Here is a 21,930-nt window from a genome sequence, read left to right as displayed (position 1 = left end):
GATTAAATATTATTTTGGTTGATGTTGGCGTATATTGCCAGTCAAAGTTTCAGGAGAAAATCAGTGAACCGACTCATTACCGCGCGTACAGGCGCAATACTTGGCCTAATATTCGCCATTGGTGGTTGCAGTGGCGAAGCCGAGCAACAGACACCTCAGCCAGTGCCTGCCAAACTGGTAAAAACGGTTATTCTGTCGCCGGGGGATAACAACGGTTACCGTGAGTTTCCGGCGGTTGTTGAGGCCAGCGAAGAAGCAACCCTGGCGTTTCGCGTCTCGGGGGAATTAAACCATTTGCATGTCAGCGCCGGACAAATGGTTGAAAGCGGTGATGTCCTGGCCTCACTGGACCCGACTGATTATCAGATTGCCGTTGATCAGGCCCAGGCCAATTATGATTTGGCGAAAGTACAGTTTGACCGTACTCAAACGCTGTTAGATAAGCAACTCACCTCCCAGGCCGGTTACGATCAGGCCAGGGCCGAACTACAGGTCGCGGCATCGGCATTAAAATCAGCCAAAACAAATCTTGCTTACACCGAACTGCATGCGCCTTTCAGCGGCCAGGTAGCGCAACGATTCGTCGAAAACTTTGAGAGTATTACCGCCCAGCAACCGGTGTTGTCACTGCAAAAAAATACCGTCGTTGAAGTTGCCATTCAAATCCCGGAAGACTTGTTATCGAATATCGACAAAGATACCCAGTACCAACCCGAAGTGCGTCTTGATACACACCCTGAGCAAGTGTTTCGCGCCAGGCTGAAAGAGTATGACACCGACGCTGACGCGGCCACCAACACCTACAAAGTGGTTTTTGAGATGAACCGACCGGCGTCATTCAATGTGTTTCCTGGTATGTCAGCCACCGTCCGGGCGCAGCTTGATCAGGTTATGAAAATGAACCCGGCGAGCTGGCATGTGCCGGCGGCGGCTATTTTTACCAACGGTGCCACCGACAATGAACAAAGTTATGTGTTTGTGGTTGGGGCCGACAATTTGCTCGAGCAGCGCGCTGTGACGCTTGGCAGTATTACCGATGACGGTTTCAGGGTCACCGCCGGATTAAACGCCGGAGACGAGATCGTCGCCGCCGGTGTACATCGTTTGACAGCGGGAGAGCGGGTTCGCGTTTGGCATAAAGAACGGGGGCTGTAAGGGTGAATATTGCCGGTTACTTTGTTAAAAACCGCACAACCAGTTGGTTAGTAACACTGATACTGCTGATTGGCGGCACGATAGCGTTTTTGGGGCTCGGGCGCCTGGAAGATCCGCAATTTACCATTAAAAAGGCCATGGTGATCACGCTTTACCCGGGCGCGTCGCCGACACAGGTCGAAGAAGAAGTCACTTATCCTATCGAGAATGCCATTCAGGAGCTGCCCTACGTCGATAACATTACGTCTATTTCTACCGCGGGAAAATCGCAGATTACGGTGGAAATGAAAAGTATTTATCGTAAAGAGGCATTGCGCGGTATTTGGGAAGAAATGCGGCGTAAAATTAACGATCTCACGCCATCGCTGTCCGCCGGCGTTCAGCCACCTAAAGTTATGGACGACTTTGCTGATGTGTATGGCATGCTCATTGCGGTGAATGGTGAAGGTTACCAGTACAAAGATATCAGCGACTACGTTGATTATCTCAAGCGTGAGCTGGTTTTGGTCGACGGCGTGGGCAAGGTCACCGTACAGGGCAAACAAAAAGAACAAGTGTTCGTTGAAATTTCCCGCGCGCAGGTAAGCTCGCTGGGCATCAGCCCGAGTCGTATCAGCGCCTTGCTGGTCAGTCAGAATCAGGTGTCTAACGCGGGCAGCGTCAAGGTCGGTGATGAGTATATCCGGATTAACCCCACCGGTGAGTTTGAAACTGTCCAGGAGCTTGAAAATCTGCTCATTAGCCAGGCGGGTGCATCCGAACGCATCTATTTGGGCGATGTAGCGCGCATTTACCGTGGTTACCAGGAAGTGCCGACCAATCTTATCCATTACAACGGCGAGCAGTCGTTATTACTGGGGATCTCCTTTGCCGACGGCGTCAACGTGGTGGAGGTTGGCGAGCGTATTATGCAGCGCCTTGATGAGCTCGAATATATGCGCCCGGTGGGGATGCAAACCGACTTTATTTATAACCAGCCTGTTGAGGTAGATAAGTCGGTCCAGGGGTTCATTCTGAATCTCGCTGAAGCGGTAGGTATCGTCATTGTGGTGCTGCTGATCTTTATGGGCATAAAGTCCGGTATCCTTATTGGTTTGGTGCTGTTGCTCACGGTACTCGGTAGCTTTATTTTTATGCAACAAATGGAGGTCAACCTGCAGCGTATTTCACTCGGGGCGCTGATTATTGCGCTGGGTATGCTGGTTGACAACGCAATTGTCGTGACCGAGGGCATACTCATTGCCATGAAACGGGGCCTGAGTAAGGTTGAGGCAGCCTCCTTTGTTGTGAAGCAAAATATGTGGCCGCTGTTAGGGGCAACCGTGATTGCGATTATTGCGTTTGCGCCAATTGGTTTATCGAGTGACGCCACCGGTGAGTTTGCCGGCAGTTTGTTTTGGGTATTGCTGGTAAGCCTGTTACTGAGCTGGGTGACAGCAATTACGCTGACGCCATTTTTTGCCTCGTTGTTATTCACCGATCCGCAAGCCGACAGTGAGCAGAGCGCCGGACCGAACAGTCAGATTAAAGACAGTGAAGAGCTCTATACCGGTATTATATTCACGGTGTTCAGCACCATATTAAGTGTCGCATTGCGGTTTCGGGTATTAACCGTTGTGCTGATGCTCGGGCTCCTGGTGAGCGCGGTGGTGGCCTTTGGGAACGTTAAACAAGCGTTTTTCCCGCCCTCCACCACACCCATGTTTCTGGTCGATATCTGGCATAAAGCCGGCACCGATATTCGTGTGAATGCCGACAAAGTAAACCAGATAGAAACACATTTACTGGCTCAGGAAGGGGTAGAAGAGATTACCTCAACCGTCGGCCAGGGGCTGACCCGTTTTATGTTGACTTACCAAACTGAAAAGTCATACCCCACCTATGCACAGCTGGTTATTCGCATGAGTGACGGTGAGGCGCTTAACGCCCAGTTACCGGCATTGCGAAGCTATATGGACCGTGAGTTTGGCGAGCTGTTTTATAAGATTAAACGGCTCGAAATTGGCCCGTCAACAGATGCTAAAATTGAAGCGCGTTTCAGTGGACCGGAGCCGCAGGAACTGCGCCGTCTTGCTGACGAAGCTAAAGCAATACTGACGGCGGATGCCGGTGCGCGCAATGTGCGGGACAATTGGCGTCAGCAAACCAAAGTGATTCGGCCTATTTTTAATGAGGCGGCCGCGCGCAGGGTAGGGGTGAGTAAAGCCGACTTAGATCAGTTGCTGCTAACCAGCTTCAGTGGCGCAAAAATTGGCGTGTACCGTGATGGAACTGACTTATTGCCCATTATTAGCCGCCCGCCGCCGGAAGAAAGACTAACGGCAGATAACCTTGAAAACCTGCAGATTTATTCGGCTACCGCGCAGCAGTACATTCCTGTTACGCAGGTGGTCAGCCGTTTTGATGTGAATTGGGAAGATCCCATCATCATGCGTCGTGACCGTAAACGTACGCTCACTGTGATGGCCGATCATGACATCCTCGGCGATGAAACCGCGGCGAAACTCTTTAGCCGGGTGCGCAGTCAGATTGAAGCGATTGAATTACCGGATGGCTATGAACTGGAGTGGGGCGGTGAGTTTGAGGCATCAAGCAAAGCGCAAAAAGCGATTTTTGGTTCGCTGCCGTTAGGTTATCTGATCATGTTTATTACCACGGTGCTGCTGTTTGCCTCGGCGCGCATTGCCGCGATTATCTGGGCGTGTATTCCGCTGGCGTTGATAGGCGTCAGTTATGGTCTGTTGTTAACCGGCGCGCCCTTTGGTTTTATGGCACTACTGGGCTTTTTAAGTTTATCCGGCATGATCATTAAAAACGGCATTGTGTTGGTTGAGCAGGTAAAACTTGAACTCAGCGAGGGCAAAGCGCCTTATCCGGCCCTGTTTCACGCTACCTTAAGCCGGGTCAGGCCGGTGTGTATGGCTGCTATCACCACGATACTGGGTATGATTCCGTTATTATTTGATGATTTTTTTGCCAGCATGGCGGTGGTGATCATGTTTGGGCTAGGCTTTGCCACTCTGTTAACACTGGTGTTTGTGCCTGTGCTGTACAGTCTGGTGTTTAAAGTGCACAACAAAGCGTAGTGCTAAGTATTGCTGACCTGTTGCGCGTTTTCCCCTGTAACTCTTGCAATATGACATTGTAAGGATTTTGCATTAACGGGTTTTAATCACAGAGCCGGTTTTTAACTCTATGATTGTAATTGATATTTTTATTGGTATGCCTTTCGCATCACTGTAAGTGACGTTTATCGGTGTCATGCTTTATGACACCCTATTCTCATAAACAGGGAGCAAAATATGAATTCTGATATTGCAAAAGGTAAGTGGAACCAACTGACCGGCGTAGTAAAGCAAAAGTGGGGTAAACTCACTGACGACGAAGTTGAACAAATGGAAGGCAATTTCGAAGAGTTTTACGGCAAAATGCAAGAAAAGTACGGCATGAGCCGTGACAAGGCACGAGAAGAGTTTGAGTCTCTTAGCCAGTAAATTAGCCAGTAAATAAATAACTAACGCCCTCGGTGTATTAGCACCGGGGGCGTTTTTTGTTGGGATGCAGCAAGTGCACACATGGGCTTGGCAGCCGCTGAAGTATGGCTTTACTGGCGTAACGGTCACGGGAACTGTCGCAATGGCAACTGCGGGTGACTATACTCGGTAATGTGTTTTTTTGGGCAGCAGCCCTGAGCGGGTGAACAGCCCTGAGCGGGTAAATGCAGCTTTGAGCGGGTAAAAACTATGTTAGAACGTCAAAAAGCGGGAGTGCTGGTTGTCGATGTACAGGGTAAATTAGCCCGCAGTGTCGCCGACAGCGAGCGCATGATCAATCACCTCGCGAGTCTTATTAAGGGAGCGCAGCAGCTGGGATTACCCATTATTCAGGTAGAACAGCTTCCCGACAAACTGGGCGCAACCGTGCCCGAACTGCAGTTGTTGCTGCCGCCGGGTACCGCGCTTGAAAAATCAACGTTCAGTGCACTGCGCAATGAGCGGGTTGAACAGCAGCTGCATGCAACCGGCCGCACCCAGTGGCTTATCTGCGGTATTGAGGCGCATATTTGTGTGTATCAAAGTGCTATCGATTTACTGGCCTACGGCAGCGAGGTTCATATTGTCACCGATGCCGTCTCCGCTCGCAATCCGGACCACAAAACCCTGGCGCTGAACAAACTGCAGGCGGCCGGTGCTCACCTTACCTGCCTGGAAATGGCGTTGTTTGAATTGCTCGAACGTGCTGGCACTGACGAGTTCAAAGCAATCTTACCGCTCATTAAGTAAGGCTGCTCACCACCTGTTGAGAGCAAAAACGGTCAGTTTAACGCTGCTTTTTGCTCTTTTTTTAATTTATTTGCCCAAATCAGCCTGTTAGGGTAGCCGCGGCTTTTAACCTTTGTGTAAAATAGCCCCCTTTTGTACACCCGCTGTTTGCCTCATCATTTGAGTCGCGGTGAAACAGCAGGTTCCTGCAGTAATTTTTAGTACCAAATTGGGGAAATCATGGAGCTTGAAGCGATAGTCAGTCAGGCCAAGGCACAGATTGACGCTGCCAGCGACGCAGCAACGCTCGACCTGGTAAGAGTTGAGTTTATGGGCAAAAAAGGCAAGTTGACCGACCAGTTAAAAGGGTTAGGCAAACTTTCCGCCGAAGAGCGTCCACTTGCCGGGCAAAAAATCAACCAGGCTAAGCAAGAAATTCAACAGGCCATTACCGCTAAAGGTGACGCTTTACGTAGCGCTGAGCTGAATAAAAAACTGAGCGAAGAAGCGGTTGATGTTACCTTACCCGGTCGCACGGAACCAAATGGTAACCTGCACCCGGTATCCCGGACTATCGCCCGCATCGAGCAGTTTTTTGGCGAGCTGGGTTTTGCCGTTAAAACCGGCCCCGAAGTGGAAGACAGCTTTCACAACTTCGACGCGCTGAATATCCCGGCCAATCACCCGGCCCGGGCCGATCATGATACCTTTTACTTTAATCCCAATATTATGCTGCGCACGCAAACTTCCGGGGTGCAAATTCGCACCATGGAAGCCGAGCAACCTCCGCTGCGGATTATTTCCCCGGGTCGTGTCTACCGTAACGATTACGACCAGACCCATACGCCGATGTTCCATCAGGTAGAAGGGTTAATGGTTGATAAAAATGTCAGTTTTACTGAACTGAAAGGCATATTGCATGACTTTTTACAGAACTTCTTTGAAGAGTCGTTACAGGTACGTTTCAGACCGTCATACTTCCCGTTTACTGAACCATCAGCAGAAGTGGATGTCATGGGTAAAGATGGCCAATGGCTCGAAGTACTGGGGTGCGGTATGGTGCATCCGAATGTATTACGGGCGGTGAATATCGACCCGGAAATTTACACTGGTTTTGCCTTTGGTATGGGCGTAGAGCGTTTAACCATGCTGCGTTATGGCGTTAACGATTTACGCGCATTCTTTGAAAACGATCTTCGGTTCCTCAAGCAGTTCAGTTAAGGCATAAGTGATATGAAATTCAGTGAAAAATGGTTAAGAGAATGGGTTAACCCGGGTGTATCACAGCATGAACTGTGCGAGCAGCTGAGTATGGCTGGCCTGGAAGTGGATGGCGTTGAACCGGTGGCGGGTGATTTCAGCGGCGTGGTTGTGGGTGAAGTCGTCGAATGCGGTCAGCATCCGAATGCCGACAAACTGCGGGTAACCAAAATCAATGTGGGTGAAGATGAGCTGCTGGACATTGTATGCGGCGCACCTAACTGTCGTCTGGGCTTAAAAGTAGCGGTTGCCAAAGTAGGCGCGGTGCTGCCGGGCGACTTTAAAATTAAGAAAGCCAAACTGCGCGGCGAGCCCTCATTTGGCATGTTATGCAGCTATTCTGAACTGGGTGTCAGTGACGATCACAGTGGCATCATTGAATTGCCACTTGATGCGCCGGTTGGCGCTGATATTCGTGACTACCTCGGTCTTGATGATGTGACAATCGAAGTTGACTTAACCCCTAACCGTGCCGATTGCTTAGGCATGCGCGGTATTGCCCGGGAAGTGGGCGTGTTAAATAAAACTGATGTCACTGAACCTGCCATAACGCCGGTCGCCGCTAGCATAGACAGTCAACTGGCAATTACCCTGAGTGCGCCCCAAGCCTGCCCACGCTATTTAGGCCGGGTGGTAAAAGGCGTTAATGTGAAAGCTAACTCGCCACTGTGGTTAACCGAAAAGCTGCGTCGTAGCGGCATTCGCAGCATCGACCCGATTGTTGATGTGACCAACTTTGTGCTGTTGGAGCTGGGCCACCCTATGCACGCATTTAACCTGGCTTCGATAGACGGTGGTATTGATGTGCGTATGGCCAAAGCAGGCGAAAAGCTGACGCTGCTGGATGAAACCGAAGTCGAGTTAAAAGACAATACACTGGTCATCGCAGACGATAGCAAAGCGCTGGCTATGGCCGGTATTTTTGGTGGGTTGCATTCTGGTACCGACGAAAACACCACCGACATTTTACTGGAAAGTGCCTTTTTTAATCCGGATGCGATTATGGGTAAAGCGCGTCAGTATGGTTTGCATACCGATGCATCACATCGCTATGAGCGCGGTGTTGATCCCCAGTTGCAGGCCACCGCTATGGAACGCGCTACGCAATTGATTGTTGAAATCTGTGGCGGACAGGCGGGCCCGGTAGTGGAAGCGGTAAGCGAGTCTGACGTACCTTCGCGGGCACAGGTGACCTTGCGTAAAGCGCGTTTGGCGCGTGTATTGGGTATTGAAATCCCGGCAGCTACGGTTAGCGATATTCTGGCTCGTCTGGGCATGAACGCCACCGAAACAGAAGACGGTTGGGTAGCCTCGGCGCCTAGCTATCGCTTTGATATTGCCATCGAAGAAGATCTGATTGAAGAAATCGCCCGGGTATATGGCTATAACAACATTCCCAACGTGGCGCCAGCGGCGACGTTGTCGATGATCCCGGCCAGCGAAACAGATATACCGGTTAATACGGTTAAATCAGTATTATTAAACCGTGGCTACAACGAAGCGATTACGTATTCGTTTGTTGATCCGAAAATACAAAATGCGTTATTCCCCGACAGTAACGGTTTGGTGCTGCCGCATCCGATCTCTTCGGATATGTCGATTATGCGGGTTAGCCTGTGGCCAGGCCTGCTTCAGTCAACGGCCTATAACCAAAAACGTCAGCAACAGCGCATTCGCCTGTTTGAGACCGGATTACGTTTTATCCCCGACGCCGAAGCGCCTAACGGCATTAATCAGCAACCCATGCTGGCGGGTGTATTAGCCGGACGCCGCAAGGAAGAACATTGGGACAGTACCGACACCGCAGTAGACTTTTTTGATGCAAAAGCGGATGTTGAAGCACTTTTAGCATTGACGGGAAAGGAAAAAGCGTTCATTTTTAAAACAGCAACGCATTCAGTATTACACCCTGGTATGTCTGCAGCGATATATCTGGATGATAAATGTGTTGGTTGGCTGGGCGCGGTGCATCCGCAGTTCAGTAAGCAACTAGGTACAAGTGGCCGGGTTTTTGTGTTTGAAATAGAGCTGTCAGCCCTGACAAAACGTGCTCTTCCTCAGGCGCAGGCGATATCTAAATACCCGGCAAACCGCCGTGATATTGCGATTATTGTTAAAGATCAGGTTAAAGTGGGTGATGTAATAAAATTCATCGAGAAAATTAGCGTAAATCAATTAGTTGGCCTAAACTTGTTCGATGTATATACTGGTCAGGGCATTGCTGATGGTTATAAGAGCCTGGCATTGTCTTTAATTCTCCAGGATCCAGGTAAAACACTGGAAGATGCAGAGATACAATCAGCAGTAGATTCGGTGGTTCAAGGGCTTGAATCAGAATTCGGGGCAGCGTTAAGAGAGTAAACTTATGGCACTAACCAAGGCCGAGATGGCTGAACACTTATTCGAAAAACTGGGTATAAATAAAAAGGACGCGAAAGATTTGGTCGAAGCGTTTTTTGAAGAAATCAAAGGCGCACTGGAATCCGGTGAGCAAGTGAAACTGTCAGGCTTTGGTAATTTTGATCTGCGTGATAAAAACGAACGACCGGGCCGAAACCCCAAAACGGGCGAAGACATTCCGATCAAGGCGCGCCGGGTAGTGACATTTCGCCCGGGGCAAAAACTCAAAAGCCGGGTGGAAAACTCCAAGCCGCCCACAGAGTAACGTATCGCCAGATGCAGTATTGCAGGGGCCGGTTTTAACCGGCCCCTGCTTTATAACATTGCTCAACACATTTGTTTGTCTCCTTCCTTCGTTGATATCACGATATCTGCGCTGCCGTGCGCCGGTATTCCATTCGTAGTACAATCCCGTGCTGAAGTTTAATTTTTACTGTTTAAGGTGTTTATGTCTTTAAGACCGATTGTTGTGGGGGCCGTCATTATCGCGGTCGTTTGGTTCGGCTATGTTCAGTTTGGCGAGCAGGTACAGGACGGCTCACCAGGCGAGGAGCCGCAGGCCAATGAAGCAAAATTACGCTCGGTAGCCTTTCGACAGCAAATTTTGCATGCCAGTGATCTGGTAGCGGGTATGGCCGAAGCGGTACGCATGAAAGACCAACAAGCGGTTGAGCAATGGCAGCAACAAGCCGTAGAAGTCGCCCGGGCCGCCAATCTCAGTGCCAGTGATATTGAATTTATCAGTTCAGAAAAGGGCCGTGAATATCTGGTGTTTCATGCCAAGCGTAACTTATTTAACCAGCAGTTTGAGCAACGTTATTATGCCTTGCAGGGCATCGAAACCTTAAAGCAGGACTACCCGGAAGCCCAGGATCTGTTTGCTGAAGCCGAACAACTCATTGCTGCCAGAGATGCCATTATAATGGATATTGCGGCGGAGCTAAGCAGCCAGCCCCCCCCCGATGCCGCAGCTATCGACAAGGCTAAAGCGCTCTGGCAGGAACGTTTTAAACAGATCGGGACAGCACCTCAGGATACAGTGGGGCCACTACCCGAGTAACCTCAGCCAGCAAGCGGGGTAAATGTTGCGCCGGTAACACTGGCCAGCAAATCGGGGGCAAGCTCAATCTCTAAGCCACGTTTACCGGCGCTGACATAAATAGTGTCAAATTGCGCGGCGCTGGTATCGATAAAGGTGGCGAGCTTTCTTTTTTGGCCGAGGGGACTAACGCCTCCCAGCACGTAGCCGGTGCTGTTTTCTACTTTTGCAGGCTGCCCCATTTGTGCTTTCTTGGCCTTAGCGGCTTTTGCCAGCTGCTTTAAGTTTAACTGATGCGTGACAGGCACCAGGGCCACCACCATTTTGCCATTGTCCAGCTCTGCCACCAGTGTTTTAAAGACCCGTGGCGGGGGGAGACCTAACTTATCAGCGGCTTCCAGACCATAAGATTCTGCTTGCTTATCGTGCTCATATTTATGAATTGTGTGCGGGTGTTTGCCCTGCTCTAAGAGTGTAATGGCGGGTGTCACAATATCCTTTCCCTGTTAATTATTCTGGTATAAATGTCAGCGTGTGCAGCGGTGCCGATGGCATAAGCGGCGTATTACGCTGATTGGCGTAGTCACTAAAGCCTGCCTGGTAAAAGGCTGACAACGGATGACCGGACTGTCCGCCAGGGACAGTCAGTACCGCTTTATCTAACTGGCCGGGGCGTACAAAGAGCCGTTGCGATGCGCCAAAGTCACGGCCCTGAACGGCTGGCATAAAGGTATCACCAAAGCCGGGAATTCGCGGCATATTCAGTGCGCTGCCAAGCACGGGGATTTGCCCTGCAAAGGGGTGGGTGAGGGCCATCACATTGACTTTACCCCAGGCTAAATCGGCCAGCTCGCCGGTCTCACTGTGTTGGCTGAGTAAGCGGCTTTTAGCCGAGTCATATTCGGCGCGCATAAAATCCTGCCAGTTGTTTTGCCCGGCGGGTAACCAGCTGGCTGATTGTGCGTTAATAAGTTGCCAAATTGCGGGTTCCAGCGCATTGGTAGCCGACCACAGGGATTGTCCGTAATTGTTAAGCGCGTTGTTTACCGGGGCAAATACTGTTGTTAACAGCTGCCCGCGGAAGTGTTTGACCAGCGTATAACCTACCGAATCAGAGCAGGCGCACTTTCCCCAGTTGTCGAGTGCCGCGATATCGGCCTGATAGCTGTCGGCGTTTTGACTCAGCAGCGCGCGTAACAATGAATGCCAGGGTTGTAAAAAACGGGCTTCGTTGTCGAGCTGAATGGCATAAAAACGCGCTTCATCGAATTGCTCATGCTCAAATAACCGGTCGCGAACCTGTGATGCCCGGGCGCCCAGCGCGTAGCCACCATCACCAAACCGCGATAAGGCTGTGCTGCTCATCACCCGTGAATTCGCGCTCCAGATCCGATGCGTATCAGGATTCATTACAACCGGTAATTCTGTTTCGTCGGTTTGCCAGCCAGCGTCGAACTGCTCGGGGGTAATGGCCATGTCGTGGGGCGTTTCACGGGCCGGCACCGCACCAGCCAGCATCCAGGCGATATTGCCGTCGGTATCGCCAATGGCAATGTTCTGTACCGGTATGCCGAGCTTGCTAACCACTGGTAGTGCTTCGGCCACTGAGCGCGCGTTTGCCAGCTCAACCAGCAGCATATTTACCGCGTAAGGCTGGTGCGCCACCCAGGATAAGGCATAAAAACGCGTACCGACCTGTTTGACCGGCCCGTATTCGCTCACTAACCGGTTATATGACTGAATATCGCCGCCCACGTTAAGCGTTTCTTTCACGGAGGTAACGTCTTGTTTATCGACCTGGATCCAATCGGCCGTGTCGATGTAACTGTTAGTAAACCCCCAGGCAATATGGCCATTGGTACCTGCCACAATACCGGGCACACCGGGCAGCGATACACCGGTCACGCTGACCTCGCTAGCAGGGCCAGGGTAATTAAGCTGGGCCCGGTACCAGGTAGTGGGAACTCTCATGCCTAAGTGCATATCACTGGCCAGCAAGGCATCGCCCGTGTCGGTCAGTGTGCCGTCAACCACCCAATTGTTGCTGCCAATATCGGCCACAAAATTTGCAGCAGCATCCAGTATTGCAGAGGTGTACGCGGGCGCGCTGTCAGCACTCGCGGTTGCGCCGGGTAGCGCCGGAATGTCGGCCTGTTCAGTCACCAAAGAGCCATCCAGTGCCGCCTGGTACTGGCTTGACTGGGTTAAAAAATCGACCATCGGCTGACCAAATACATGGGCGATGCTGGTGAGCGCCAGATCGCGCTTCATGCTGGAACCCTGTAAATCCAGGTACATGCTAAAGATAACCAGTACGCTGTCAGCAGGTGTCCAGGGAGCGGGTTCAAAGTTAGTCACGATATATTCGAAGGGCCGTGCGCCCATTTCATTAAGCGCCTCATTAACGCCATCGCTGTATGCCACGAGCAGGGCCCGTTGCTGCGCTGGCATGGCAGTCACGATATGTTCTGCGCGGCGGCGAAACTGATGAAAACGATTGGCTTTATCGTATTCTGCGGCCATGTCTCCTAACCACTCGGCCAGTTCGCCGGCGGCAGCGCGTCGCTGTAAGTCCATTTGAAAAAAGCGGTCCTGACCATGCGCATAGCCAAGTAAATACATAGCGTCTTTACGCGTTGACGCATGAATAATGGCCTGGCCAAGGGAATCCCGCGATAATGTTGCCGGCTGGGAAACCTGGCTCACGGTGCGTTCACCGTCCAGCGCCGGTAAACTCTGGCGCAGGGTTAAATAAACCGCCATGACGGCAATAATAACGAGGCTAAGTACGATAAGACTAATCCGTTTAAACCAATTTAACACGTGTAATACTCCCTTTTTTTTCTTATGCTTAGCATACTTAGATGTTATTTTTGTGTAATGAGCGAATTAATAAACCTTACATTATCGCGGCAATGATGGCCAAGCTAGTGCATTTTTTTATTTGGCCGCTGAACATAATATGTAAACGCTATAGATTCCAGGAGTTGTCATGGGACCCGTTATGATTGATTGTCGCACCACCAGTTTACTGGAAGATGAACGCGACATGTTAGCGCACCCGCTTACCGGCGGGGTGATTTTGTTTTCGCGTAACTATGAGTCTACCGCACAACTTAGCACTTTAATAAGTGAAATTCGTGACGCAGCTCAAAAGCCGCTGCTGATTGCCGTTGATCATGAGGGAGGGCGGGTACAGCGCTTTCGTGAGGGGTTTACGCATTTACCGGCGATGGGCGATATCTTAACTTACACGCGCAATCGTCACGATGCCGGCGAATTAAGTTACGCCTGCGGCGTCATTATGGCGTACGAACTCAAGCAACTGGATATCGATATAAGCTTTGCGCCGGTATTAGATATCAATGGCGTATCAAATGTGATTGGCAATCGGGGCTTTGCACCGGATCCACTCACAGTAACTGAACTGGCGGGCAGTTTAATTAAAGGCATGCATGCGGTGGGGATGCCCTCAACAGGTAAACATTTTCCTGGCCATGGCAGCGTGGTGGCTGATTCGCATATCGATACGCCGGTTGATGAACGCGACTGGCAAACCCTGGAGCAGTGTGACTTAATTCCCTTTAAGCAGTTGATTAAAGACGGCTTAATTGACGCTATGATGCCTGCCCATGTGCGTTTTTCGAACATTGACGATAACCCTGCGGGTTTCTCACCGTTTTGGTTACAAACGGTATTGCGCGGGCAGTTGGGCTTTGACGGGGTGATTTTTTCTGACGATTTGTCGATGGAAGGGGCCGCCGTGGCCGGCAGTTATGCGCAGCGTGCAGCCAAAGCTCTGGCGGCTGGCTGCGATATGGTACTGGCCTGTAATAACACCGCGGGGGCGGCGCAGATCCTCGATGGCTTACCGGCGACGACGGTAGTTTCTCATCGCCTGGCCGGATTGTCCGGGCGTCCGCTTAATCCTCATTCAGTAAAGGAATACGCACAAGCCTGTGCGATATGGCAACACTATGACAGTAAAATATAACTATATTGCAATCAGCGCTATTGCCAGCACGCTCTTATGGCTGGTGATGCAGGCGAACGGGTTAAACTATGCCTTGAGTATTACCGCCGCTTTAACCCTGTTAGTTGCCGTTTTATGGGTGACCGAAGCGCTGCCCATCCCGGTAACCTCGTTGATCCCGTTTGTGGCGTTTCCGATGGCCGGAATTATTGACTATAAAGAAGCGTCATCGGCACTGGGTAGCCATGTGATTTTATTGCTTATGGGCGCCTTTATGTTGTCTAAAGCGCTGGAAAAATCAGGCGTGCACCGGCGTATTGCGGTGTACATGTTACATTTGTGCGGCGCATCCAGTGCCAAACGGCTGGTGCTGGGCTTTATGCTGACCTCAGCGGTGCTCAGTATGTGGATTTCTAACACTGCTACTACGCTGATGTTACTGCCCATTGCGCTGGCGATCATTACCTCGATGGACTCGCCAAAACTGGCAACCGCACTGCTGCTTGGTATTGCCTATGCGGCCAGCCTAGGCGGCGTTGGTACGCCTATTGGTACTCCTCCGAATATCATTTTTATGAGCGTCTATGAGCAAACCACCGGCACTGAACTGAGCTTCTTAAACTGGATGGTAACCGGTGTGCCGATAGTACTGATTTCGATTCCAATCATGGCATGGTGGCTAACACGACACTTAACGGCGATGCCGCCATGTGACTTACCTCAATCCGGGGCCTGGCAGGCGGCGGAAAAACGGGTACTGGTAGTGTTTGGTGTGATTGCGTTAGCGTGGATATTCAGACCCTATTGGTCGCAGTGGACAGGTATGACGCTGGTCAGTGACAGCACCATTGCCGTTGCCGGTGTGGTACTGATGTTCTTGGTGCCTAATGGCAATAAAGCCAAACCGGGTCAACTGCTTGACTGGAAAACCGCCGAAGCCATCCCATGGGGTATGTTGCTGCTGTTTGCAGGCGGTATTTGTATGGCCAAAGCGTTTACTGCGTCCGGGCTCAGTCAGTTATTAGGGGATGCTCTGACCGGGTTATCGGCGTTGCCGATTGTGGCGACGCTGCTGATATTGTGTCTGACAGTAAGTTTTGTTACCGAAATTACCTCTAATACCGCCACGGCCACTTTGTTAATGCCCATTCTGGCCAGTGCGTCGGCCGCGATTGGGGTGGATCCCATAGTGTTAATGATGCCTGCTGCCATTAGCGCAAGCTGCGCCTTTATGATGCCGGTGGCGACTGCGCCAAATGCCATTGTGTATGGCAGTGGCCGTATCCCCATTCAAACCATGGTGCGCGAAGGCACGGTGTTGAACATTCTGGTTGGCGTTGTAATTACGGCAGTGGTGGTGGTTACCCGCTTATAAGCAGTTACCACTGCCCCAGAGCATGAGCCTTGTGACTGGCCTGGCGGTTAATTACTGACCGGTACATCGGGTATTTGCTCCATCGCATTTAAATAGCGGGCAAACACAAATAGCCAGTCTGACAGGCGGTTCAGGTATTGCTGGGCAAGGGGCGATACTTCGGCCTGTTGCGCCATGGTGATCAGGCGTCGCTCAGCACGACGACACACAGTACGGCACACATGAGCCTGCGCCGCAGCTACACTGCCGCCGGGTAAAATAAAGCTGGTTTGAGCCGGGAGTTGGGCCTGCATAACGTCGATATGCGCTTCCAGCGTGGTCACGGCATCGGCCGATAATGTGGAACTTGCCGATACCGCAAAACCCACTTTAAACAGTGCATTTTGAATGGCCGCAAGATATTCAAGATCGCTGGCACTGCCTAAGGATTGGGCCTGCAAATGCGCCGCCAGTAGCCCCACATTGGCATTGAGTTCATCGAGGCTGCCGTAACATTCAATAATGGCATCGTCTTTACTGACTTTTACCGGCTTGTTGACGTATAGCAGGGTGTTACCCTGATCGCCGCTTTTGGTATAGATTTTCATGGGTTAGTTTTTGTCCTGAGACGCTGTTGGCTGTGGTGCCGGTGGCCGGTCGTAGCGTCGAATTTGCACTACCATGCCAAACAATGGGTGATCAAAATAATGTAACTGGGTACTGATCACCCGGCGTAACTGCTTAAAAGGCACCGATACCAGTTCGTAAGTTGGCGTAGTAGTGGCAAAGCCATCGCCGGCCACGGTGGTGCCGGTTAGCAGCGGCTGGCGGTAAAACAGCTCGCTGTTAATGTGTAAATACGGCACGTTATTGAGATATTTTAAATAGATCTGAATAAAGCCATCGAGCTCCCAGATAGGCGCCGGCTCTTTTTGGCTGCCAGCGATGATATCGGCAATGTCAGGCTCAGGCGGCGTCATCATGCTGGCAAAACTGATGGGCTGGGGATTAGCCAGTCGCTTGTTCAGCTCACTAAAAAAGGTATCTGTCGGCACCGGCGGTGGGGTGTCTTGTGCGTCTGGCGCAGCGCTCGCGACCTCAGGCGCACTAGCCGAAGGCGTATCCGCGGCAAGCTGTTCGCCGCTTTGGTTAAATTGATTGGCATAGTTCTGACCGGCAAAAACACGCAGTGTTTCGGCCTTGTCCTGACCAAATTTAACCTGCTGACGCCAGCTGAAATGGGCCAGTCGCTGTAAGCCCTTGCGCCAACGGATACTGGTAAACAACTCGTCCTGGGTGAGTGCGCTGCCGGGTAACAAATGGGGCCCGTTGGCGCGTTGCCAGTCGGCCCCTTCGATAGTGAGTGGCGTTTGCTGACGTACCGGTATGCGTAAGTCTGCCTGCTGCCAGTGCCAGTCGCTGGTGGTATTAAGGTTGGTGACCAAGACCGGTTGGCGGCTTTCAACACAGTCGAGCTGCCGGTCCGGCACAGCAAACGGCGTTAACTGCGCATCGTTTAATACATACGACAACCAGTAACCGGCAATTTTTGCGGGAGACGGTGGCGGTGCTGGTAACGGCTCTGCTTCTGGGGCGGGCGTCACAGGTGTGGTTTCGTCTGACGCAGTCAGCAATGTGGTGTTGGTACCGGGCACGGTTACATCGGTTGTTACTGTGTATTCGGTCTGCGCAGGTATATAAGCAGTTGAATAAGCGTTTGTATTAACAGCTGTGTCACCTGGCAGGGCTGCCACAGCTGCGCTGTTGCTGGTTTGACCGGCCTCGAGGCTGTCTGCAGTCGCGGTTTCGTCGGTGGTATCAGCTAGCGTCGCTGAAAGCTCCTCACTGACGGGCTCCTCACTGCCAGGCTCATCGGGGAGGGTATACCGGGTAATAATTTCATCCAGTGTGGGTTTATCGGCCCACAGTGGCGATGCCGGCGCATTACACACCGGCAATGAATTATAAACCATGGTGATATCCGGCTGATAATAATCGCTGAGCAAATCCCAGTCGGTATCGGGGGCGGTAAGCTGAGACTGCTGCTCAAACAACTCCGCCACGTCGCTGACAGAGGTGTCGCGGGCAAACAGCACTACCTCTATATCAAACCACCATTTGTCTGTGTCGTCCTGGGCTAATACCGGTGTGGCGGTAATAACGCTGAGTGTCAGCAGACTACTAATTATACGCCTCATGCCTGGTGTATCTCCCTGGCAAATTCTTCTATAAGCGCGTCCACCATAGCTAATCGCTCCCGCGCTGTCTCGGTTTTCTTTATAATTCTTAACTTTTGACTGCCTTCGAATTTAAACATTTTATTGCGCGTTTGCACCAGTTGAATAATAAAACCGGTGTCGACCGGGGTATCTTGGTTAAATTCGATGGTGCCGCCCGTGGCGCTCATATCGAGTTTGGCGATACCGAGCTTTTTGGCTTTGAGTTTGAGTTCGGCCACTGCCACCAGGTTTTTAGCAGCATCGGGCAGTAAACCAAAGCGGTCGATACATTCAATCTGGAACGCTTCGATATCGTCGCTGTGTTTGCAACTGGCGAGTTGTTTGTAGAGCGACAAGCGGGTGTTAACATCGGCAATGTAGTCTTCGGGCAGCAGTGCCGGAATACGCAGCTCAATTTCGGTATGCTGGCGGTTGGCTTCCTCGAGCGACGGCTCTTTACCGGCTTTTAAGGCCTCAACCGCCTGTTCAAGCATATCCATATACAGCGTAAAGCCAACACTGGCAATTTGCCCGGACTGATCTTCGCCGAGCAGTTCACCGGCGCCGCGGATTTCCAAATCGTGGGTGGCCAGCGCAAAACCGGCGCCTAAGTCTTCGAGACTGGCAATGGCTTCGAGACGCTTGGCGGCGTCGCGGGTCATGCGTTTAGGATGGGGCGTTAATAAGTACGCATAGGCCTGGTGGTGTGAACGGCCAACACGGCCCCGTAACTGGTGCAACTGTGCTAAACCCAGGTGATCGGCGCGATCCATAATAATGGTGTTAGCAGTAGGTACGTCGATACCGGTCTCGATAATGGTAGTACACACCAGTACGTTGTAGCGCTGGTGGTAAAAGTCGGTCATGACCTGTTCCAGCTCGCGCTCGCGCATTTGGCCATGCCCCACGGCAATGCGGGCTTCAGGAACGATCTCGGCGATTTCCTCGGCGGTGCGGGCAATGGTTTCTACCTCGTTGTGAAGCAGATAAACCTGACCCCCGCGCAGAATTTCGCGCATGATGGCCTCGCGAATAACCGCTTTGTCGCGTTGCTGCACAAAGGTTTTAATGGCCAGTCGTTTAGCCGGTGCGGTAGCAATAATGGATAAGTCGCGCATGCCCGACATCGCCATATTGAGCGTACGCGGAATAGGCGTTGCGGTAAGCGTTAAAATATCCACATCGGCGCGCAGGGCCTTGAACTTTTCTTTTTGGCGCACGCCAAAGCGGTGCTCTTCGTCGATAATTACCAGGCCTAAGTCGTTAAACTTAATTGAATCGCCCAGTAATTTGTGGGTGCCGACCACAATGTCGACGGTACCATTTTCGATACCGTCCATGACCGATTTGGTGGCTTTGCCACTAACAAAACGCGAGACCACCTCAATACGAAACGGCCAGTTGGCAAAGCGATCCTTAAAGTTCTCAAAGTGTTGCTGGGCCAGCAGAGTGGTGGGGACCAAAATGGCCACCTGTTTACCCTGATTAGCCGCTAAAAAGGCTGCGCGCATGGCCACTTCGGTTTTACCAAAGCCCACATCGCCGCACACCAGCCGATCCATAGCATTGGGGCTGCCCATATCCTGAATAACGGCATTAATAGCCTGGAGCTGATCGGCGGTTTCTTCAAACGGGAAGCTGTCGGCAAAGCTTTGGTATTCTTCCCAGTTTATCGGGTACGCAAAGCCGGGTTTAGCCGCACGTTTGGCATACACGTCGAGCAATTCGGCAGCCACATCGCGAACCCGCTCAGCGGCTTTTTTGCGGGCTTTTTCCCAGGCGTCGGAGCCGAGGCTGTGCAGCGGTGCAGAGTCTTGCTCGCCGCCGCTGTAACGCGATATTAAATGCAGTGACGACACCGGTACATAGAGTTTGGCCTGTTTGGCATATTCGATAGCCAGGTATTCGGTAGTAACGCCGCCTGCATCGAGAGTTTGCAGGCCAATGTAGCGGCCTACGCCGTGATCCAGATGCACCACCGGCTGGCCCACAGACAGCTCGGCCAAATTGCGGATAATGGCGTTTTCGTCGGTGGCTTTTTGTGCTTTACGTAAGCGGCGTTGACTAATTTTATGGCCCAGTAACTGGGTTTCGGTAATGAATAACAGTTCGCCATCGGGAGTGTTCCAGCGAAAGCTGTGCTCCACCATACCGATGGAAATGCCGATGTTATCGTGACTACCGAGGAACTCGTCGAAGTACTTATATTCGACCGGCTTAATGCTGTATTTGCTGAGTATACCCAGCAGGTTTTCGCGCCGGCCCTGGGATTCGGCACAAAAGAGGACTTTAGCCCCGCGGCCCTGGGCCTCTTTTAAGGTGTTGAGAAGATCCTGCGCTGGCGTTTTCTTTTGCGGATTTAACCCGATACCGTCGAGCTTTTCGCAGTGCAGGTTATGTTTGCCGGCCGCCTCGCCAAGGGCTTCGGTGGCCAGGGTGATCCGCGGCCAGTGTTTAAGCGCCGCAAACAGTTCGTTGACCGGTAAATACAGTTCTGCCGGCGACAGCAGCGGGCGCTGCTTGTTGTAGCGGTATTGCTCGTAGCGCTCATTAAGATCGGCCCAGAAAAACTCACTGGCATCGCTGATATCGCCATGCAACATCACCAGCGTGTCGGGGTGAAAGTAATCGAATAACGTTGCGGTTTGGGCAAAAAACAGCGGCAGGTAATACTCAACCCCGCTTGGCATAGTGCCACGGGTAATTTGCTTAAACACCGACTCTTCGCTGTTACTGGCGTCGAAGCGCTCTAAAAACTGCTGGCGAAATAAATTCAGCGCGTCTTTGTCGGTGGGGAATTCACGCGCCGGTAACATGCGAATCTCGTTTACGGCGTCGCTGGAGCGCTGTGAGTCGGGATCGAACAGGCGAATGGTGTCGACCTCGTCGTCGAACAAATCGATACGGTAGGGATCTTTAGAGCCCATGGGATAGAGGTCGATAATACTGCCGCGGACCGAAAATTCACTGTGACTCATGACCTGGCTAACGTGCAGGTAACCGGCTTGTTCTAACTGGCGACGAAACTGATCGCGGTCGAGGGTTTGGCCACGCTTAAGCAATAACAAATGCTGGCCAATATAGTCGACCGGTGCCAAACGTTGCATTAACGTGTTAATGGGCACAATAAAAATACCCGACGGCTCCTGTGTTAGCCTGAACAGCGTTTCCATGCGCTGGGAGATAATGTCCTGGTGCGGCGAAAAGGTGTCGTAGGGCAGGGTTTCCCAATCGGGAAACAATGTAACCGGCACGCTGTGCTGGGAACCCTGAAAATAGCGAATTTCTTTTTCGAGCTTGAGCGCTGACGGTGTATCGGCTGTGACCAGGACCACTGGCCGATCAGCTTGCTGGCTGGCCTGTGCAACAGCCAGTGCCCGGCTACTGCCGTGTAACAGCCCCCATTGCTGTTGGTCTTGCACATTGGATGATGATTTGGGTTTGGGCAGAGGCAAAGAGTAAAGCGTGGTTGTCATGATTACTGATAAAGCTCGCTATGGTGACGGTTGATTCGCAGCGCCTTGCTATTGTTCCAAGTGCTAGGTTTTTTTGGTTTGATTGCGCTTGCGTAATTGCAGCGTTTGCAAATGCAAACTGGCCCTGACTAACAACTCCTGATCCTGCTCGCGGATCCGGGTAAAAATAAATGATATATGGTAGCCATCCGATTCCTGCTGGCAAGTAATAACTTCACCATAACAAAAAATGGCTGCTGCCTCCTCAGAAACAAACAGTTTTAGTTCGGCCTCCCTGCCAATATCAATGGGGGCAGGGTGGAGAATAATGACACCGCCACCGCCGAATTTAATACTTTCGAAGCGATGATCCGGATCGTCCTGCTGATGCAAAATATACGACATCATCAGATCGATTTTACGCGACTGATGGGTTAAGTAATTGACCAGATCAGAGGCATGTTCGCTGAGGTTACGCAGTGGACGCAGGGCCTGGGTTTCGATACTGGCCATTTCACTGGCAATGCGAAACGCATAGGGCATGTGTTCGTCGAGCTCTTCGGCGTTGGGCAACACAAAGCCTGCCTCAAGGGGTTTAACATTGACCTTGATGCTATGACTTATAAGGAAAAACTCATTAAACTGAGCTTGTTTTTCTGCCAGGGTTAACGATTCCACACTACCTCTCCAAGCCGACTTGTGCGCTGAGTAGCTTACACGTATTATGCAGCGAGCTTAAGTCTTTGTTTATTATTAAAACCTACCATGATGATAAGCGTAGTGCAGTGGAAGTGGAATACCAAGTGGTATTGG

General features: G+C 51.5%; 16 protein-coding genes. 10 read left to right on the top strand and 6 right to left on the bottom strand.

The features are described 5' to 3' along the window. Positions 1-63: 63 nt before the first annotated feature. From OIK42_RS11685 to OIK42_RS11650, 8 genes are all read left to right on the top strand, one after another. A complete protein-coding gene (locus OIK42_RS11685) occupies positions 64-1,155 on the top strand; it encodes an efflux RND transporter periplasmic adaptor subunit (protein ID WP_273640718.1) in 1,092 nt (363 codons plus the stop codon). A 2-nt stretch (positions 1,156-1,157) separates the two neighbouring features. Next, positions 1,158-4,241 carry an efflux RND transporter permease subunit gene (locus OIK42_RS11680; RefSeq protein WP_273640716.1) on the top strand — a complete coding sequence of 1,028 codons (3,084 nt, stop codon included), beginning with the start codon at positions 1,158-1,160 and terminating at the stop codon, positions 4,239-4,241. Positions 4,242-4,457: 216 nt separating this feature from the next. Then, positions 4,458-4,649, top strand: a complete 192-nt coding sequence (locus OIK42_RS11675; protein ID WP_273640713.1) for a CsbD family protein — start codon at positions 4,458-4,460, stop codon at positions 4,647-4,649. 249 nt (positions 4,650-4,898) lie between these two features. After that, positions 4,899-5,438, top strand: a complete 540-nt coding sequence (locus OIK42_RS11670) for an isochorismatase family protein (protein WP_273640712.1) — start codon at positions 4,899-4,901, stop codon at positions 5,436-5,438. A gap of 219 nt (positions 5,439-5,657) precedes the next feature. After that, positions 5,658-6,638 carry a phenylalanine--tRNA ligase subunit alpha gene (gene pheS / locus OIK42_RS11665; RefSeq protein WP_273640710.1) on the top strand — a complete coding sequence of 327 codons (981 nt, stop codon included), beginning with the start codon at positions 5,658-5,660 and terminating at the stop codon, positions 6,636-6,638. Positions 6,639-6,650: 12 nt separating this feature from the next. Continuing rightward, positions 6,651-9,038, top strand: coding sequence for a phenylalanine--tRNA ligase subunit beta (pheT, locus tag OIK42_RS11660; RefSeq protein WP_273640708.1), 2,388 nt, complete (start codon positions 6,651-6,653; stop codon positions 9,036-9,038). Between the two features lie 4 nt (positions 9,039-9,042). Then, on the top strand, positions 9,043-9,342 hold the full coding sequence (gene ihfA / locus OIK42_RS11655) for an integration host factor subunit alpha (RefSeq protein ID WP_073324884.1): 300 nt from the start codon (positions 9,043-9,045) through the stop codon (positions 9,340-9,342). A 183-nt stretch (positions 9,343-9,525) separates the two neighbouring features. Next, positions 9,526-10,137 carry a hypothetical protein gene (locus tag OIK42_RS11650; protein WP_273640694.1) on the top strand — a complete coding sequence of 204 codons (612 nt, stop codon included), beginning with the start codon at positions 9,526-9,528 and terminating at the stop codon, positions 10,135-10,137. A 2-nt stretch (positions 10,138-10,139) separates the two neighbouring features. On the opposite strand, the gene ybaK is transcribed toward OIK42_RS11650, so the two are convergent. Next, positions 10,140-10,607 carry a Cys-tRNA(Pro) deacylase gene (ybaK, locus tag OIK42_RS11645; protein WP_273640693.1) on the bottom strand — a complete coding sequence of 156 codons (468 nt, stop codon included), beginning with the start codon at positions 10,605-10,607 and terminating at the stop codon, positions 10,140-10,142. A 19-nt stretch (positions 10,608-10,626) separates the two neighbouring features. Continuing rightward, positions 10,627-12,939 (bottom strand): penicillin acylase family protein, encoded by a 2,313-nt coding sequence (locus tag OIK42_RS11640; protein WP_273640691.1) that lies wholly within the window; start codon positions 12,937-12,939, stop codon positions 10,627-10,629. A 169-nt stretch (positions 12,940-13,108) separates the two neighbouring features. On the opposite strand from OIK42_RS11640, the gene nagZ reads away from it, so the two are divergent. Together nagZ and OIK42_RS11630 are read left to right on the top strand one after the other, a co-directional pair. Further along, the gene (gene nagZ / locus OIK42_RS11635) at positions 13,109-14,110 is read left to right on the top strand and encodes a beta-N-acetylhexosaminidase (protein WP_273640689.1); all 1,002 of its coding nucleotides are present in this window, start codon (positions 13,109-13,111) and stop codon (positions 14,108-14,110) included. Further along, a complete protein-coding gene (locus tag OIK42_RS11630; protein ID WP_273640686.1) occupies positions 14,094-15,464 on the top strand; it encodes an SLC13 family permease in 1,371 nt (456 codons plus the stop codon). Before nagZ ends, OIK42_RS11630 begins: the two co-directional genes overlap by 17 nt. 47 nt (positions 15,465-15,511) lie before the next feature. On the opposite strand, the gene OIK42_RS11625 is transcribed toward OIK42_RS11630, so the two are convergent. The 4 genes from OIK42_RS11625 to OIK42_RS11610 form a co-directional block, all read right to left on the bottom strand. Then, positions 15,512-16,051, bottom strand: a complete 540-nt coding sequence (locus OIK42_RS11625; RefSeq protein WP_273640684.1) for a cob(I)yrinic acid a,c-diamide adenosyltransferase — start codon at positions 16,049-16,051, stop codon at positions 15,512-15,514. 3 nt (positions 16,052-16,054) lie between these two features. Then, a complete protein-coding gene (locus tag OIK42_RS11620) occupies positions 16,055-17,641 on the bottom strand; it encodes a CsiV family protein (protein WP_273640683.1) in 1,587 nt (528 codons plus the stop codon). Beyond that, positions 17,638-21,138, bottom strand: coding sequence for a transcription-repair coupling factor (gene mfd / locus OIK42_RS11615; RefSeq protein WP_273640681.1), 3,501 nt, complete (start codon positions 21,136-21,138; stop codon positions 17,638-17,640). Before mfd ends, OIK42_RS11620 begins: the two co-directional genes overlap by 4 nt. A gap of 63 nt (positions 21,139-21,201) precedes the next feature. Continuing rightward, the gene (locus tag OIK42_RS11610; protein ID WP_273640680.1) at positions 21,202-21,795 is read right to left on the bottom strand and encodes a PilZ domain-containing protein; all 594 of its coding nucleotides are present in this window, start codon (positions 21,793-21,795) and stop codon (positions 21,202-21,204) included. Positions 21,796-21,930: the final 135 nt, after the last annotated feature.

Source organism: Alteromonas gilva, from assembly GCF_028595265.1.
GTDB lineage: Bacteria > Pseudomonadota > Gammaproteobacteria > Enterobacterales > Alteromonadaceae > Alteromonas > Alteromonas gilva.
This window is presented reverse-complemented; position numbering and strand designations above follow the sequence as displayed.

Coding starts and splice junctions, on each gene's coding strand:
- OIK42_RS11675 (WP_273640713.1), top strand. CDS start 4,458: ATGAATTCTGATATTGCAAAAGGTAAGTGGAACCAACTGACCGGCGTA.
- OIK42_RS11670 (WP_273640712.1), top strand. CDS start 4,899: ATGTTAGAACGTCAAAAAGCGGGAGTGCTGGTTGTCGATGTACAGGGT.
- pheS (WP_273640710.1), top strand. CDS start 5,658: ATGGAGCTTGAAGCGATAGTCAGTCAGGCCAAGGCACAGATTGACGCT.
- pheT (WP_273640708.1), top strand. CDS start 6,651: ATGAAATTCAGTGAAAAATGGTTAAGAGAATGGGTTAACCCGGGTGTA.
- ihfA (WP_073324884.1), top strand. CDS start 9,043: ATGGCACTAACCAAGGCCGAGATGGCTGAACACTTATTCGAAAAACTG.
- OIK42_RS11650 (WP_273640694.1), top strand. CDS start 9,526: ATGTCTTTAAGACCGATTGTTGTGGGGGCCGTCATTATCGCGGTCGTT.
- nagZ (WP_273640689.1), top strand. CDS start 13,109: ATGGGACCCGTTATGATTGATTGTCGCACCACCAGTTTACTGGAAGAT.
- OIK42_RS11630 (WP_273640686.1), top strand. CDS start 14,094: ATGACAGTAAAATATAACTATATTGCAATCAGCGCTATTGCCAGCACG.
- OIK42_RS11625 (WP_273640684.1), bottom strand. CDS start 16,051: ATGAAAATCTATACCAAAAGCGGCGATCAGGGTAACACCCTGCTATAC.
- OIK42_RS11620 (WP_273640683.1), bottom strand. CDS start 17,641: ATGAGGCGTATAATTAGTAGTCTGCTGACACTCAGCGTTATTACCGCC.
- mfd (WP_273640681.1), bottom strand. CDS start 21,138: ATGACAACCACGCTTTACTCTTTGCCTCTGCCCAAACCCAAATCATCA.